This window comes from bacterium (assembly GCA_030019025.1).
Taxonomy (GTDB): Bacteria; Hydrothermota; Hydrothermia; order UBA1063; family UBA1063; genus UBA1063.
The window spans coordinates 1-16,188 of record JASEFR010000033.1 but is presented as its reverse complement, the minus strand read 5'-3'; the positions used below and the strand labels follow the sequence as shown (position 1 = coordinate 16,188).

The 16,188-nt window shown below is 38.4% G+C and carries 13 protein-coding genes and 1 tRNA gene; 4 read left to right on the top strand and 10 right to left on the bottom strand.

The window, feature by feature from the left end:
• On the top strand, positions 1–371 hold a 371-nt coding region (locus tag QMD82_07805), incomplete at its 5' end, for a hypothetical protein (GenBank protein MDI6851819.1).
• Here QMD82_07805 and QMD82_07800 read toward each other — a convergent pair.
• Positions 346–1,659: a sigma-54 dependent transcriptional regulator gene (locus QMD82_07800; GenBank protein ID MDI6851818.1), complete on the bottom strand. Its 1,314-nt coding sequence runs from the start codon at positions 1,657–1,659 to the stop codon at positions 346–348. The two genes, QMD82_07805 and QMD82_07800, sit on opposite strands and share 26 nt — an antisense overlap.
• Positions 1,637–3,520 carry an ATP-binding protein gene (locus QMD82_07795; protein MDI6851817.1) on the bottom strand — a complete coding sequence of 628 codons (1,884 nt, stop codon included), beginning with the start codon at positions 3,518–3,520 and terminating at the stop codon, positions 1,637–1,639. The genes QMD82_07800 and QMD82_07795 overlap by 23 nt, the downstream gene beginning before the upstream one ends.
• A gap of 79 nt (positions 3,521–3,599) precedes the next feature.
• Here QMD82_07795 and QMD82_07790 point away from each other — a divergent pair, with 79 nt between their 5' ends.
• Positions 3,600–4,058 (top strand): TIGR00725 family protein, encoded by a 459-nt coding sequence (locus tag QMD82_07790; GenBank protein MDI6851816.1) that lies wholly within the window; start codon positions 3,600–3,602, stop codon positions 4,056–4,058.
• A 4-nt stretch (positions 4,059–4,062) separates the two neighbouring features.
• Positions 4,063–5,541, top strand: a complete 1,479-nt coding sequence (gene hutH, locus QMD82_07785; GenBank protein MDI6851815.1) for a histidine ammonia-lyase — start codon at positions 4,063–4,065, stop codon at positions 5,539–5,541.
• A 5-nt stretch (positions 5,542–5,546) separates the two neighbouring features.
• Here the strand turns inward: hutH and QMD82_07780 are convergent, their stop codons facing one another.
• The 4 genes from QMD82_07780 to QMD82_07765 form a co-directional block, all read right to left on the bottom strand.
• Positions 5,547–6,074 carry a Mov34/MPN/PAD-1 family protein gene (locus QMD82_07780; protein MDI6851814.1) on the bottom strand — a complete coding sequence of 176 codons (528 nt, stop codon included), beginning with the start codon at positions 6,072–6,074 and terminating at the stop codon, positions 5,547–5,549.
• Positions 6,055–7,242 carry a HAMP domain-containing sensor histidine kinase gene (locus QMD82_07775; protein MDI6851813.1) on the bottom strand — a complete coding sequence of 396 codons (1,188 nt, stop codon included), beginning with the start codon at positions 7,240–7,242 and terminating at the stop codon, positions 6,055–6,057. Before QMD82_07775 ends, QMD82_07780 begins: the two co-directional genes overlap by 20 nt.
• Positions 7,239–8,951 carry an ABC transporter ATP-binding protein gene (locus tag QMD82_07770; GenBank protein MDI6851812.1) on the bottom strand — a complete coding sequence of 571 codons (1,713 nt, stop codon included), beginning with the start codon at positions 8,949–8,951 and terminating at the stop codon, positions 7,239–7,241. The genes QMD82_07775 and QMD82_07770 overlap by 4 nt, the downstream gene beginning before the upstream one ends.
• Positions 8,952–9,034: 83 nt before the next feature.
• Entirely contained in the window at positions 9,035–9,883 is an 849-nt protein-coding gene (locus QMD82_07765) for a hypothetical protein (GenBank protein ID MDI6851811.1), read from the bottom strand.
• A gap of 93 nt (positions 9,884–9,976) precedes the next feature.
• Between QMD82_07765 and QMD82_07760 the strand changes: the two genes are divergently transcribed.
• A tRNA-Leu gene (locus tag QMD82_07760) sits at positions 9,977–10,061 on the top strand.
• A gap of 3 nt (positions 10,062–10,064) precedes the next feature.
• On the opposite strand, the gene QMD82_07755 is transcribed toward QMD82_07760, so the two are convergent.
• The 4 genes from QMD82_07755 to folE2 all read right to left on the bottom strand — a co-directional run.
• Positions 10,065–11,744 carry an HD domain-containing phosphohydrolase gene (locus tag QMD82_07755; GenBank protein ID MDI6851810.1) on the bottom strand — a complete coding sequence of 560 codons (1,680 nt, stop codon included), beginning with the start codon at positions 11,742–11,744 and terminating at the stop codon, positions 10,065–10,067.
• Between the two features lies 1 nt (position 11,745).
• Positions 11,746–13,428, bottom strand: coding sequence for an HD domain-containing phosphohydrolase (locus QMD82_07750; GenBank protein MDI6851809.1), 1,683 nt, complete (start codon positions 13,426–13,428; stop codon positions 11,746–11,748).
• Between the two features lie 128 nt (positions 13,429–13,556).
• Positions 13,557–15,269 (bottom strand): HD domain-containing phosphohydrolase, encoded by a 1,713-nt coding sequence (locus QMD82_07745; protein ID MDI6851808.1) that lies wholly within the window; start codon positions 15,267–15,269, stop codon positions 13,557–13,559.
• A gap of 208 nt (positions 15,270–15,477) precedes the next feature.
• On the bottom strand, positions 15,478–16,188 hold a 711-nt coding region (folE2, locus tag QMD82_07740; GenBank protein ID MDI6851807.1), incomplete at its 5' end, for a GTP cyclohydrolase FolE2.

Below are 16,188 nucleotides of genomic sequence, written 5' to 3'. Positions count from 1 at the left end.
TTCTTTCAGAAAACAGTTTACAATTTGCTAAAGGCAAATTGACTTTTCGGGTCGGAAATTTGGAGGCAACAGTGGAACCTCAAAAAATTGGGTTGTATAAAATTAGAAGAATAAATTTTCTTCTTCTAAAGGAAGCAGAAGTAAGACTTTTAAAGTTCCCATTTCTTGCCAACTTTCTCGTAAAAACTCCTTTCCTTTTCCAGTTTTCCTTTTTCGGATGTCATTCTTACCCTTTATTTTTCAGAAACGACAAAGAACTTGAAAAATTTCGCGAAATAAACAGTACAATTTTTGGTGAAGAAATAGTTTTAAATGCAGAACTTTTAAACTTGAAAGAACTTAGTTCTATTCTTCAAGGCCGTACTCTTTGATTTTCAATCTCAGCGTATTCCTGTGAATGCCCAAAATTTCAGAAGCTTTAGAAATATTCCAATCTACAAGCTCAAGAACCTTTCGTATATGTTCTTTTTCCACATCCTTGAGTTTCATAGAAACTGCTCCGCCCATTTCCTGTAAAAAAAGAAGGTCTTTTGTTATTAATTCTTTCTTACATAAAACACACGCCCTCTCAATAACATTCTGAAGTTCTCTCACATTCCCAGGCCATTTATAAAGTAAAAGTGCAGATTGAGCATCTTCAGTAAATCCTCTGATAGATTTATTCATTTCCCTGCTGAACTTTTTAAGAAAATAATGGGCAAGAGGGAGTATATCCTCGATTCTTTCTCTTAAGGGTGGAATTTTGATGTGAAATACGTTGATTCTATAAAACAGATCCTCCCTGAAAGTTCCCTCTTTCACCATTTTCCCAAGGTCTCTATTGGTAGCGAATAGATACCTCACATTGATTTTCTTTGTTTTAGTGGAGCCCAACCTCACAACTTCTCTATCTTCAAGGACTCTGAGAAGTTTTGCCTGTAAAAGTGGAGACAATTCACCAATCTCGTCCAAAAAGAGGGTACCGCCATCGGCAAGCTCTATCTTCCCCGGTTTATCAGTGTTAGCACCAGTAAAAGCCCCCTTCTCGTACCCAAATAATTCAGCTTCCAACAATGTATCTGGTATCGCAGCGCAGGAGATGGGTACAAAGGTGCCCACCCTTCCCGAATGTTCATGGATAAATCTTGCAAGAACTTCTTTACCCGTTCCACTTTCGCCCGTAATCAATACAGATGTATTAGTAGGCGCGACCTCTTTAGCCATTTCAACAACTTCTTTCATTTGCCTGGACTCCGCAATTATGGTTCCCTTAGAATATCTGATCTCGCTCTCAATTTCCTCCAGTTTTCGAACCAACAAAAATTTCTCCTCTATACGCTTCAATTTCAATAATAACTCCTCCAGATTTAAGGGTTTCAAAAGGTAGTCATAAGCACCCTTTTTCATTGCTTCAACAGCACTATTCACATCACCATAAGCAGTAACAATAATAAACTCCGTTTGAGGTCTTAAGGCTTTAACCTTTCCCAGCAATTCAACACCACTTAAACCGGGAAGTCTGAAGTCGGAAATCACTACTTCTACCGGATTTTTTTCAAAAAACTCAAAGGCCTCTTCTCCTGACTCAAAATCAAAAACGGCATACCCCTTTTTCTTCAAGAAATCTGCTAAAATCCACCTTTCATTCTTATCGTCTTCAACAACGGCGATCTTTACCATAGGGAATCCTCAGAACCGCAACTGTTCCATGGTTTTTAACGCTTTTAATTATTAATTCCCCACCGTGAGCCTCCACTACCTTCCTTACAAAAAATAAACCAAACCCCGAACCTTTAGCCTTGGTTGTATAGAAGGGATTTCCTGCTCTCATCAGCTCGTCCCTGTCCATGCCCACTCCATTATCTCCAACAATTACATCTACAAACTCCCCTTTTGAAACAATGGCAACCTTAATCTCACCTTGCTGAGAAATAGCTTCTATAGAATTTCTAATAAGGTTCCTCAAAGCCTCTTTAAAACGAAATCTATCGATAAGGATTTTCGGGCAAGCCTTATAAACTGTCCTGAAATTAATTTCACGAGCCCTGAATTCAGCAAGAAACTCAGCAAGAAGTTCATCGACCATCTCACAAAGGTCAACACACTCCCAATTTATTTTAAGAGGTGCCATGATAGATACAAAACGATTCACAATTTCTTTAATCTTTTCCGTCTCCCTCATCAAAATAGAGAGAAGTTCCTTTGACTCCATTTCCGGATGAATTAGAAACTCAGAATTAAGCCTTTGAATAATCATGCTTATTGAATTGAGAGGATTCTTTATCTCATGTGCAACCTGTGCAGACATTTCTCCAAGTAATTCAATCCTCTCCGCTCTTTCGATCTTATCCTCCAGAATCGTACTCTCTACAATCAGTAATGTTGCGCTCCTCCTATTCTTAGTGGAAAAAACAGGAACCGCTGTGTATCGAAGCTTTTTAAGAGCATCTTTCTTGACATAAACCTCGAGAACGGGCAAATCTGGCAAAATTTCATTTAACTTTATCTCCTTTGCTTTCTGCTTGGGCATTTTCAGAATTTTGTAAAACTCATCATTGGCAAAAATGAGAGTGTCATCTCTATCGAAAATTGCTATACCAAGGGGAACATTGCTTAACAGCGTGTCAAAACTTGCAAGCTTAAGCTGTAAGCGTTTCCTTGAATATATAAGAGAAAGAGCAATGGCAAGGAAAACAAGGAGCAAGAGGTGAAGCAGAAAAAGATTCCTCACAAAGCCCTTATAAGCCGAAGTGTAGTAAGATCTGGATATTCCAAGCCTCATAATACCTTTAAAAACACCTGGTAATTCGAAAGGCATAGAAATTTCAAGAACCTCTTCACCTGAAACCTTCACTACTCTTGAATAGGATTTCTTTCCTTCAAAAACCTTTACTAAAGGGGAGTCCTCATCAAGATCGCTTAAATCCTCGGGGACTTTTACGCCAAACCAGATACCCTGCGTGTCCTGAAGTGCAAGATAAGCAATTTTCCTATCTTTCTCAAGGGTATTTAGAAGTTCCCCTGTACCCGCACTCAATCGGCGATTCATTATATCACTTCTAACGACGTAAAGGACTGCAATTTTGCTTCCGATCCTCGAAGCAAGATTGATGGAATAATCATTCTCGTATGGATAGATATCCTGCTGATTAAGGGCCTCTTTTTCAAACCCAGCAAGAATAGAATCAATCTTAGCATCCGGGGGAAACATCCCTATGGGTTTTAAATCTAAATCGAGGAACAATATACCGGAAATTTCAGTTACCTCTTTCAGCCACCTTAAATTTTGATAATTGGGCACTGGATTCTCAGAAAGCCACTCTTCAGCCTTTAGAAGATTTTTCACCACATAAAATTCTTGCTCTTTCTGGGTTTGGATTACTGTGTGAAGGGAACTGACAAGAACACTTCTCAAGGTCTTTACATCCTCAAAAACCACGTGATCTACACTTCTTTTAAGGAATCTCAGATTCAATAAAAAAGAGAGCGCAAGCACCACAACTGAAATCAGCAAAGCTACGTAAAAATTGCGTTCTTTCATCTGTTAAATGATAATTTACAAATGACGTAAAGGCAAAGGTACTTTTGCCTATACAAAACAATTATTATAAAATTTCAAAATGCGAAAGTTAATTGGGGTAATTGGACCTTCGGAACCCTCAGAAGATGCAAAAAAATTCGCAGAAGAGTTAGGTAGGCTTATAGCGAAGGAAGGATGGATTGTCCTAACCGGTGGTAAGGGTGGCATTATGGAATCCGCTTCTAAAGGTGCAAGAGAAGCAGGTGGTATTACGATCGGTATTCTTCCAGAATCCCACAAAAAATTTGCCAACAAATACGTTGACATTGCAATACCCACAGGAATGGGTGAGGCAAGAAACATTATATTAGTGAATTCTTCCGATGCTATAGTTGCAGTGTCCCTATCAGCGGGAACCCTTATAGAAATTGCAACAGCAGGAAAAATTGGTAAGATAATACTGGGGTACAGGATAACCAATATACCCGGCGTAAATTTAATTACCATTTCAACACCAGAAGAGGCAATTTCAATTCTTAAAAACCTTTTAAAGGAGTAAAAATATGATTGAAATTGATGGGCACCATCTTGATCTTGAACAGGTTTATCAAGTTGCAGTAAAAAAAGAAAAGGTTAAACTCTCAGACTCTGCCATTGAGAAAATTAAGGCAGGCAGAAAGATAGTGGACGAAATGCTAAAGAGCGGGAAACCTTACTACGGAATAAACACTGGGGTTGGTAAATTGGCAGAGGTTAGAATTGAGAGTGATGATATTGACGAACTCCAGAAAAATATAATTCGGTCCCATGCGGTAGGAGTCGGAGAGCCCCTTTCCGAGGAATTCGTAAGGGCATGCATGCTCCTAAGAGCAAATACCCTTGCTTCAGGTCACTCTGGTGTAAGGGTTGAGGTAGTTGAAAAGCTTTTAGAATTTTTAAACAACGACATAATACCCTTAGTGCCTTCCAGAGGTTCAGTGGGGGCTTCGGGTGATCTTGCACCCCTCTCCCACATCGCCCTTGCCTTAATGGGGGAAGGCTACTGCTTAAAAAAAGAGGAGAAAGTAGAAACATCAAAGATTCTTAATGAAAAGGGTATAAAACCTTTAACACTTAAATCCAAGGAAGGGCTTGCCCTTATAAACGGTACTCAAGCAACTTCGGCTATCATATCTTTAATTCTCCATTACTCCTACATACTAACTTACAATGCAGACCTTATTGCGGGGATGACTTTCGAAGCCTTAAAAGGTGTAGCGGAGGAGCTGGATTTGAGAATCGGGGACATAAGACCCCATCCGGGAATAAAGATAACTTTAAATAACCTGCAAACTTTTGTTAAAGATTCCAGGCTAATTCAAAGGGAAAAGAAAAGAGTTCAGGACGCCTACTCTTTAAGGTGTACTCCGCAAGTCCACGGAGCAGTATGGGATATACTTGATTTTTCAAAGAAAGTAATGAACATCGAGATTAACTCTGTTACAGACAACCCTGTCATCTTTGAAAACGGCGACATAATTTCCAACGGCAATTTCCATGGACAGCATCCTGGTATAGTTGCAGACTTTCTCAGCATCGGTCTCTCCATACTTGGAAATATTTCTGAAAGAAGAAGTTTCCGTCTCATAACTCCGGAGTTAAGTGGATTACCTGCCTTTCTCATTAAAGAAAGCGGATTGTTCTCTGGATTTATGATGCATCAGGTAACTCAAGCAAGTCTCGTATCAATGAACAAAATACTTGGACACCCTGCTACCTTGGATTCTATTCCGACCTCAGGAAATCAGGAGGATTTTGTCTCAATGGCAATGAATTCAGCTTTAAAACTAAAGGAAATCTACTCGAATACCCGGAAAATATTGGCAATTGAATACATGATGGGTGCACAGGCTATTGAAATTCTCGGGATAGAAGGGGCTTCTACTACTTCCAAAAAGCTAATTAAAAAGTTGCGGGGGCATGTTCCTTTTTTAGACAAAGATAGGTTCATGTATGAGGATATTCTGTCCGCTGAAAACCTTCTTGCGGAAAAGTTAATTTGAAGATACTAAACTCCTGCCGCAACAGGGCAAATTAATTTGAGTTCATGAAATTTCGTTTCGCTCACTAATTCGTAGGCCTTAACTTCAATGTTTAAACCCCACACCGTCCCTTTTATACCCGTACCTTCATTAAGGTAACTCCACTTTGAAAAGGCTTGGGACTTGAACGGAGATTCATTGACTGAAATAATTATATAAACCTTCCCCCTTTCCATGGTATCAAGGTCGTCAGGTGATGGAACAGCTTCGGCCGGAAGGTTTTTCAATCCAGTATGAGAATGGAAATCACCAATTATTTCAAGTCCCATCTGGAGATTCTTTATAATCTCTATCACCCTCCTTTCCCTTTTCCTGTTCAACTCCACGGAAAATGGGCTTCTTTTGGCGCTTACAATTGGGATCGCATGCTCGATCACATATCCATAGTTGAGTTTGTATCCTAAAAGCAATCCATAGTTTTCAAGTTTATATGTCTCTACTGCTGAGACTATCATACTCAAAAATGCAGGCGGTTCAATCACTACCCTTTTCATTTAATCTCACCTCAAAAATGGTCTCCACAAAAGGTTCTGACTTTACAAGTTTTATTTTCCCACCATGAATATCTTCAACAATCCTTCTTGCAAGAAGTAATCCTATACCCCAACCATGCTCCTTCGTTGAAAAGGACTCCTTAAAGACCTTTCTGGCTTGTTTAGAATCAAAACCCTTTCCATTATCAACAAATCTGATAACTACTTCTCCAACGTCTTTCAAAGCCTTAACTACAATTTTTCCGCTTGGTCCCAGTGCTTCGTAAGAGTTTTTAATCAAATTTTCGAAGGCCCATGCAAGAAGCTCCCTATCCGCCTCAACGGTAAGACCTGCTTCGCATTCAAGTGTAACTTCAACATTTTTCAAGAATCTTTCCTTTAATTCGCTAATTAATTCTTTCAGCATTTCATCAACACGAACCACCTCTTTCTTTACCTTTCCACCTACGCGGGAAAACCTCTGCAAAATAGACCTGAGCCTCAAAATATCCTTCTCCATGGCGGTTATTATCTTATCACTACAATTTCCCGTCTTCAAAAACTCAAGCCACCCCATTAAAGCGGAAACCGGCGTTCCCATCTGGTGTGCAAGGCCCCTGGCAAAGTTTGCCCAGATTGTCTCAACTTCATAAGTATGGATCACCCTCCCGGCTTCCACTAAGAAAATAGAAGCCGCCAGACTTATAACCAAAACCACGAAAGGGAGTAATCTGATCCAAGTTGTATATTTTGGATATCCATAATAAATATACCCTATAACCTCCTCGCCCTTCTTAACCTCGTATGGATCATGTTTTTCCCCTAACTTTCCCATCCAAGATATAAGCCTAAGATAATCGGGGTCATCCTTTAATAGATCTGGACGATAAAGCATGTTAATGGTGTATTTCTCTGACGGAACGTCTATAGATGCCCATGCTACTGGCAATCCAAGTTCATTGGTCATCACAATGGGAAAGTTAACTTCACCGAGAATTTCCTTTATCTCAGCGAAGGCTAACTCAATATTTTCAGAATGGGCAATTATTGAAGAAATAAGTAAGGTGATAGCCTTTGATTCAGCATCTATCCCCTTTTCGATTTCCCTTGAAACAGGTAAAACTAATGCAAGGGACAAGAGAAATAGAATCCCTGCAAAAATAATTACTCTATAGCCTACACCTCTCATAATGTATACTGGAATTGAGAGTCAAAAAGTCTCTTGTACAGCTCGCAACTCTGGTAAAGTTCGCTATGCCTTCCAACAGCGAGAATTTTTCCATCATCAAGTACCACTATTTTGTCTGAGGACAAAACCGTTACCAAACGGTGGGCTATAGTTATCACCGTCGTATCTTTAGTAATCTCCGAAAGTGCCTCTTTAATGGCCTCTTCCGTTTCAGAGTCCAGCGCTGAAGTAGCCTCGTCAAGGACGAGTATAGAAGGCTTCCTTAAAAGGGCCCTTGCAAGGGCAATCCTTTGTCTTTCGCCTCCAGAGAGGGTAATTCCCCTTTCACCCACCTTCGCATTCAATCCCTCTGGAAATCTTTCATAAATTTCTTCAACTTTTGTCTTTCTACAGATGTCCCTCAAATCCTCTTCATCGACATCCACAGCTGCATATAACAAATTATCTCTGATTGTTCCACCAAAGAGCAGCACTTCCTGAGGCACTACTGCTACCTTTGATCGGAAGGAATCATAGTCATATTCATATAAACTTAACCCGTCTATAAGTATCTCACCTGCTTCCACTCTATAAAATCCAAGAATGATATCCACCAAAGTGGTTTTACCAGCACCTGTTGGGCCCACAATAGCCACCTTCTCACCCTTTTTAATCTCAAGATTAATGTCTTTCAAAGTGAAACCCACTTCAGGGTAGGAGAACATAACATTCCTTAATTCAATTTTTTCTTTGATCCCCTCAAAAGGAATCTTCCCTTCCCATTTATATTCAGGCAGATCAAAAATTTCTAAGAGTCTTTTTGAAGCAGCAGCACCTTCCTGCAAATAAACGTTAATTTGAGATAAATGTTTGAGAGGAGAAATCATCGTAAGGGCTGCTGCAAGGAAAACGAAGAATCTATCGGGGGTTAAAATTTGCAACTTGAAAATGAGAATACCGCCGTAGACAAGCAACATTGCCGCAACGGTCATCGTAAGGAACTCTGTTAAAGGAGAAGCCAAGGCTCCCAAATAATGAAACCGAAGCACAGACTTGAAATAGTCTTTTGAACTCTTGTTAAACCTATCTTCTTCCTTCTTTTCCGTTCCAAAACTTTTAATAACCTTTATCCCAGTCAGAGTTTCATAAAGAACGGTTGCGATATTGCCCATCTTCTCCTGTGATGCCTTCGATCTCTTACGCAGCTTTCTACTTACGGCTGTTATAACGAGAAGAGTTGCAGGAATTACAAGAAGTGCAAAGAGAGTCAAATGCCAGCTGGCCATAAATGCAAGTATTAGGTATGCAATCAGTGTCGCAGTTTCACTTACAAGTACATAAACACCATGAGTAATTGAAGTTTTAAGCAAATTAATATCATTAATAAAATGTGAAATAACCTCTCCTGAGCTCTTTTTATGGAAAAAGGAGAGAGGTAGGGAAAGTATTTTTTTAAACAGCGCTTCTCTTAGATCCCTTACTACCTTTTCTTGAACATAAACCCCTGACAACTTCTGAAAATAAGTAATGATGGCCTTTATAAGATAAAAAACAACAATCAATATGGCAAGGTTTCTCACAGCTTCAAGAGGTGGAACTTGAAGAATAAAACGGTTAAAAATCTTTCCAACAACAGGTAGCTTCTTCTCAGAGTAAAGTGGTGCATTTTCCTTATAAAAGAGCATCCTTAGAACAGGCGAGATGATACCAAGAGAAAACCCATTGAGCATAGAAGAGATTGATAATAATAGGAAAGCAACTAAAAAGGAAACAAGGTTTTTTTTAACAAAGCGGAGCATTCGGAAATATTCTCTCATTTCTTAAGGCCAATTATCGAAGAAAGGGTTTTTTTGAAATCTCCCTTATCTATAATTAGCCTACCCGTTTCCCTTGGAAGGAATTTTAATTTTTCAGGGAAAAGATAGGTTTTTACCCCAAGCACCTGGGCAGGATACGTGAATATTGATAACTCTGACAGAAAGAGATCCGCCAGAGACAAAATTGCCAGAACGAGTTTAGAATCCATAACCCAGAGTGATTCTTTATCAATAAAAGTCAATCTATCTTTCGTTAAATAAGCGAGATATTGCTTTATAAGAGCCTCCCGTTTTGGATTCAGGTCACTTACAACCAGAATATTCTTTTCAGTATGTCCTTTAAACTTTATGTAATCTCTGGCTTTCGTTTTTTCCTCGCTCGACAAAGAAATAGGAAAGTCTTTTTTAGGAATTCCAAAAGTTGAAGCAAAATTTCTGTAAATAACATCCAATTCTCGGCCAAGTGGCTTAAAAACAACGGTGGAATTCTTTAAGTTCTCATCAGAAATAGCGAAAGAATACGTAGGATATAGAAGATCGTACCTTTTGGACTCTCCGTAATCAAGGTTTATAACCAGTGTTATGCCCTTTTCCCGATAAATTGCCTTCAAAAATTCCTTTTCCTTTTTGAGTTTAAACCAGTAAATATGGTCGGGGAAAAACGTTTTAAGGAGGTCCACTTTCCCATCTACAGGATAAAATACATGACTGGTCTTCTTAAAGTAATGAACAAAATTCCAGATAGAATAAAGTGAATAAGAGAACAACAATGGATTTTCGGGTAATATAAAAACACACCTCTGAGCCTCGTTAAGCCTCCCATTGAAATAAAACTTTGACTGCATGAAAAAATGATAAAATATAAGGTAGATTAAATCAAGAAAAACTATTTGATTGGTTGAATGAAATATGCTATAATTTTTCCACTCTTTTAAAAGGCCGGGGTGGCGGAATTGGCAGACGCACATGGTTGAGGGCCATGCGGGAGCTAATCCCGTGCGGGTTCAAATCCCGCCCCCGGCATCATTAAAATTCCACCAACCCGCTTAGAGGATCTGTATCCTTACAGACTTTTAAAAACACACTGAGAATTTTTGGATCAAAGTGGGAAGGGTTTGTTTTCTTGTCACCTACTAACAGTATTTTCAGTGCTTCCTCATGAGAAAGGCCCTTCTTGTAAGGTCTTTCGCTCCTTAAAACATCGTAAGTGTTGGTTAATTTCACAACTCTGGCAGGAAAAGGTATCTCTTCACCTTTAAGTCCAAAAGGATAACCAGTTCCGTCGTAATTTTCGTGATGATAAACCGCAATCTCCCGTGCTATTTTTAGCTCAGGATGGGACAGTAATCTTTCTGCAAGTATAGTATGTTTTCTTACCAACTCCCTTTCCTCTTCAGTGAGAGGCCCTACTTTGTTAAGGAGAGCTGAAGGGATAAAAATTTTACCTATGTCATGTAAAACAGAAAACTCAACAATCGCATTTTTGTAATCTTCGTCAATTTCCATATTATCAAGAATCAACTTCGTTAGATATTTTACTCTTTTAAGATGACCAGCATCCTCAGGATCAATTCTTTCAGCAAGAACTGCCAGTTTTTCTGAAAAATTGTAAAAAGCTGATCTAAATTTCATAAACAAAACTTCATTTTCCTTTATCTTCTCATTGGTCTTTATCACGTGAGTGTGCAAAACCTTTACCAAGTCAACAACTTCCTTAGTGCGAACTCTCTCACTAATTTCTTCCGGATCCTCAAGGTGCCTCACCATTTCAATGATCTTTGCGAGATTGTGACTTTCCTCCTTTACCAACTTCCTAACATATAATGAGACTAAGGAAAGGGTAGTAATTAATATAAGATACACGAAAAAACTAAACAATAAAATAGAAAAGAGAGGATAAAAATCGAGTCTGGCAAAAAGCAGGCCCCTTAATTTGGTAGTCCCCAAAGAAAATTCCATGTCTTCTTCTATATCACGGTAAAACGGGCGCTTTCTAAAAACCTTCCGAGGGTAAGGAGAAAAGAACTCCAAAAGTGACTCTTTAGCAACATTATAAACCCCTATATCCTTTATAAAAACTGACAACCCTTTAAGTCTTTCAATCTTTGACCTGTATTCCAGAGAATTTATATCCAGAGAAAGAGTTGTATAGTAACCCGAGTTTAACTTAAGATATATGTATGAACGCATCTTTGCATCCCGAGAGGAGAAACTCAGAGGTAAAAAATGGGTTGCCTCCTTTTTTAGATTCTTAAGGGTATCCCAAAGGCTTCCCATTTCCTTTAAGTCAAGGTTTAAAAATTCTCGTTTTGAGGAATAAACAACATTCCCACTACTGTCTATAAGAGAAATATCAAGGTCAACGTAGAACGAATCCGGCAAAGATTTTAAGAACTGGACCTTTAAACTGTCCAGTGCACTCTCCACCCTTTTAGGCTCAGATTTTATAAGTTTCTCAAAAATTTTGTTGTTAGACACAAGCAAGCTATCAAAATACTCTCTTCTCCCTTTAGCACCAGAGGAAAGTTCATCAAAGATCTGATTGAGAACAAGTTCAACCCTTACCGGGATCTTTTTCTCAACATCTCCCGCAAGGTTGTCAATCCTTTTTTCAGTATAATATAAGTACAAACCAGCGGAGATGAAGACAATTGGGATTATAATACCTACAAGCGTCACCAACAATCTTTTAGAAATAGATTTCATTTCACCCACCGTAAAGGCTCTGAAGATCAACTTTTTCAATCTCTTCAAGGAAAATGGAGATCAAGACCGGGTCAAAATCACCTGGCTTTACCCTCTCATCACCTTCGGTCATAATCTTAACAGCCTGAGAATGAGTATAGGCCCTTTTGTAAGGCCTCTCACTCCTTAAAGCGTCATAAACATCAACAATTTTTACAATTCTGCCCGGCAATGGTATCTCTTCACCCCTTAGCCCAAAGGGATAACCACTCCCATCATAGTTCTCGTGGTGATACAGACAAATTTCCTTTGCCACAAGAAACTCGGGATCAGAAAAAAGATTTGCACCATAAATCGTATGTTTCTTTACCAGCTCCCATTCAGCAGGATTCAATTTTCTCTGAGCCTGCAATACATCAATGGGGATATAAATTTTACCAATATCGTGAAGAACCGAATAGTTTATTATCTGATCAGCGTAATCCCTGTCAAGTTCAAGCCTGTTAACGATAAGTCCCGTTAAATACTTTACCCTCATCAAATGCTCGCCCGTCTGGTGTTCATAACTTTCTGCAACTATTGCAAGCTTCTCAGCAAAGTCAACAAAGGCCTCCTTTCTTCTGATAATAATATCAATTGATTTTCTTTCCTCTTCCTTCAGCCTATTAACCAGCAAACTTAACGTAGATGCGACCTCAAAGACTTCTTTTATCTTGAAGTCTTGAGAATCAAACTGAGGATACTCATTGGCTTCAAGCTTTGAAACATAATTTTGTATCTTACCAATGTCTTTTCTTATTGCCCGGTATTCCTTAAAGGCAACAATGTAAGTTAAAATTAACAGAGCGAAAAACACCAGTACGCTTACAATGAAAATTGAATGCATCTCCAGAAAGTTAAGCCGAATATAAGCATTTAATGGTTCTGACCAGGTCCCCAAGGTGTTTACATAAAAAGTATTTTTTAAATCACGCTTGTAAAATTCCCACCATTTCAAAGGTTTAAAAGAAGCGGTATCTCCAAAAGTTATCGGAATTCCATTTAAATTGAATAACCTTACCTTCTCAATAAATATAGAAAAGTCTTTAACCTTTTCAATTTGGGGAAGATAAAGTTCTGGATTCAACTTTAAACTTAAAGCGATGATATCACCGTTACTAAGCTTTTGAAATGCTAAAGTTCGACCAACGCCCGAAAACCCGGCAAAAGAAAAGGGATAAACACATATCCCTTTCAAAGCCAATTCTTCTTTAACGCAGTCCAAAAAATTCTGCATACTAAGAAGTGCATGAATTTCAGAATCTGCCTCTGTCGCCCATACAATGTCCCCCTTGGGATTAACTACGTAAAAGTTGAAGTCAGTAAAATCGGTATTCATAAAAAGGATTTCTGTCCTTTCTTTAACCGATTGCTTATCGATTGTATCGTAGCCTTTCAACTTAATAATCGCTCTCTCAAATTCAAATTTACTTTCAGATAGGACCCTCTCAATAATTTTCATTTCCGAAGCCAAATGTCCATAAATCGATGAAAGTATGGAATTTATGACACTCTCAATCCTTGAATCAATCTGTTTTTGTACGAGAGAAGAAACTTTTGAAACCTGCTTCCATGAATAGTAAGACACCAACGTAGCAGAAATTACCATAACGGGAAAAATAATGCCATAGATCAATAAATTGAAGTAATATTTAATTGGCCTCAACAGAGATCTCCACAACAAATTTTAAAGAAAATTTTTTGTTAGTTCAACCACAATATTGTTAAGAGCCATAGCAGCTTTTTAAAAGCCTGATATTGGAAAACATTTAGAAATCTTGCACTTCAAAGAACTTAAAATAAACCCGTTAAGCCTCTCTTCTCAATAACTTCAATAAACTTTTTAAGCAATAATGGATCAAAGTGCTCAGGTTTTGTTCTATTATCACCATATAAGAGTATTTTTACCGTCTCTTCGTGCGAAAAGGCTCTTTTGTAAGGCCTTTCACTTCTTAATGCCTCATAGACATCAACTATCTTAATTATTCTGCCGGTAAGGGGGATAGCTTCACCTGCAAGTCCAAAGGGGTATCCAGTTCCATCGTAATTTTCGTGATGATAAAGGGCTATCTCCAAAGCAACCTTAAATCTCGGATGGGCAAGTAAACGTTTCGCGAAAACGGTATGCTGTTTCATCAACTCCCACTCATCCGGATCCAAGGGGCCTGGTTTATTAAGAATATCAAGTGGTATAAAAATTTTCCCAACATCGTGGAGTACAGAATAGTTAATAACCTCTTCCTTCAAATCTTCCGGGATTTCCAGTTCCTGCACCAAGAGTTTTGTAAGATATTTCACCCTTACTAAATGTTCTCCGGTATCTATGTCATAACCTTCTGCCACCAGCGCCAGCCTCTCAGCAAAATCGTAAAAAGCTTCTTTGAGTTCTTTAAGCAATAAACTATTTTCTGCTTCTTCCCTTTTGATTTCATCTGCAGCCTCTTTCAGGATATTCAACAATTCTCTTACTTCGTAAGTGCGAGAAATAGAAGGATCAATTCCTATTTTTCTATGCCCTTTAAATGATTCTATCGCCTCTCTCATATAGCCACTTTCTTTTTCCGCCCACTTTGTGAGGCGATAAGATGCCACAGCTATAAGGACAAAAAGCAAGAGAAAAAGAAAAATGTTAAAAAGAACTATCCCAAATATGCGGTAGAAATTAAGTCTTGCATAAACTAACAACTTTAACTGATGTGGAGGAAAATCTTCAAAGGAAATCTCTCCAACCATATCCCTCTTAAATGGATGTATTTTTAAGAGTTTTTCAGGGAATTGGGGGAATTGCGAAATTATAGGGATGTGTGAAACATTATAAACCCCTATATTCTCAAGAAACGGAGAAATCTCCTTCAGCTTCCTCAAACTTTTAATGAAATCTTCATTGTTTAAGAAAAAACCCAGTTCAAGAATATCCCCATTGGAAAGTCTCTTGTAGGCATATAAGCGCATTTTACCTGTCAACACTTCAATGCTTACCCTGTGAAGGACTGGCCCTTTTTCAAGTGCAACATTCAAGCTTTTCCAGAAATCCTCAAACTTTGACAAATCAAGTCCCAAATCCTTTTGGTAATCAGTCCAGATTACTTTTCCATCTTTACTTATTACATAACAATTAATGTCTGCAAAAATCTCAGGTGGAAATTTACTTTCATATCTCTTAACCACCCCCTTAAAATCAATCTGAGAATAATCTCGCCCAAGCCTCAAGTCCCTCTCCACTCGGCTGTAAAGTTCATCCAGTAGTGCAATGATATCCTTCTCGTAGGGAAGAACTGCCCTTTTAAAACCTTTAGCAGATTCAGTGATTAGAACATCAATCTTACTCTTTACACTTTCGAAGATTTGATTCGTAATCTGTTTATATTGAAGGTATGAATAGATAAAATTCAGCAAAGCTGCAAAAAGGATTGCTGGAAGTATCACGCGAAAAAGAGTAGATTTTATTTGATCACGAATGGGCCTTACTGATAACTTATTTTCTCCAAGACCCCGAAAATGAAACATAAGTTAATTATATCACAAACCAAGGAGTACAACAAATTCTAAGTATTTAAGGAATCGCCGCAAAGCGAAGAGAAATAACGATTAATTTGATCTTCTCATCAATTGATGGTATAGGTTCGTCAAAATCAGTTTGTAAAATAAAAAATCACAAGACTAGTGCGTTTAATACTATAGTGAGAAACACACGAGACAGTCCCGATATCAAATCTCATAACTTCTTTTTTCTTTTATCTACCTCTAAACACGCGAAGGCGTTGTGCTTGTGGATACTCTCAAAGCTCTTTACATTGATTTTGTACCAAAGAATCCTTGGGTCTTTATTAAGTCTAATTGCCACTTCCCTTGCCACATCTTCTACAAACCGTGGAGTATCATATGCCTTTTCGGTAACATATTTCTCATCAATCCTTTTTAAAAGAGCAAAAAGAGGCGATGACGCAGAGTCCTCAGCTATTTCCACAAGTTCTTCAATCCAGACGAGCTTTGAAGTTCGCACTTGAATTTGAACCTCTGCTCTTTGGTTATGGGCCCCCTTATCCGATATTTCTTTAGAACATGGACACAACGTATGAACAGGAACACTAACCTCAAGAACAAAATCAAACTCGGTTCCCTTCGCAGCGATAAATTTACACGTGTAATTCATATACGATTCCATCTTTGAGACCGGAGCCTTTTTCTTAATAAAGTATGGAAACTCCAATTCAAGATAAGCTTTCTCAGCCTTCAGCACCTTTTTAAGCTCGTCCAAAATGTTTTCTATGTTTTGCAAAGTGATATTGTTAGAATGTTTATTAAGAACTTCAACAAACCTTGACATGTGGGTGCCACGGAAGTTGTGCGGTAATTCAACGGCCAGCTTAACCTTTGCAGTGGTATGCTGAAGGACATTTGCTCTGTCCATCACCCTTATGGGATA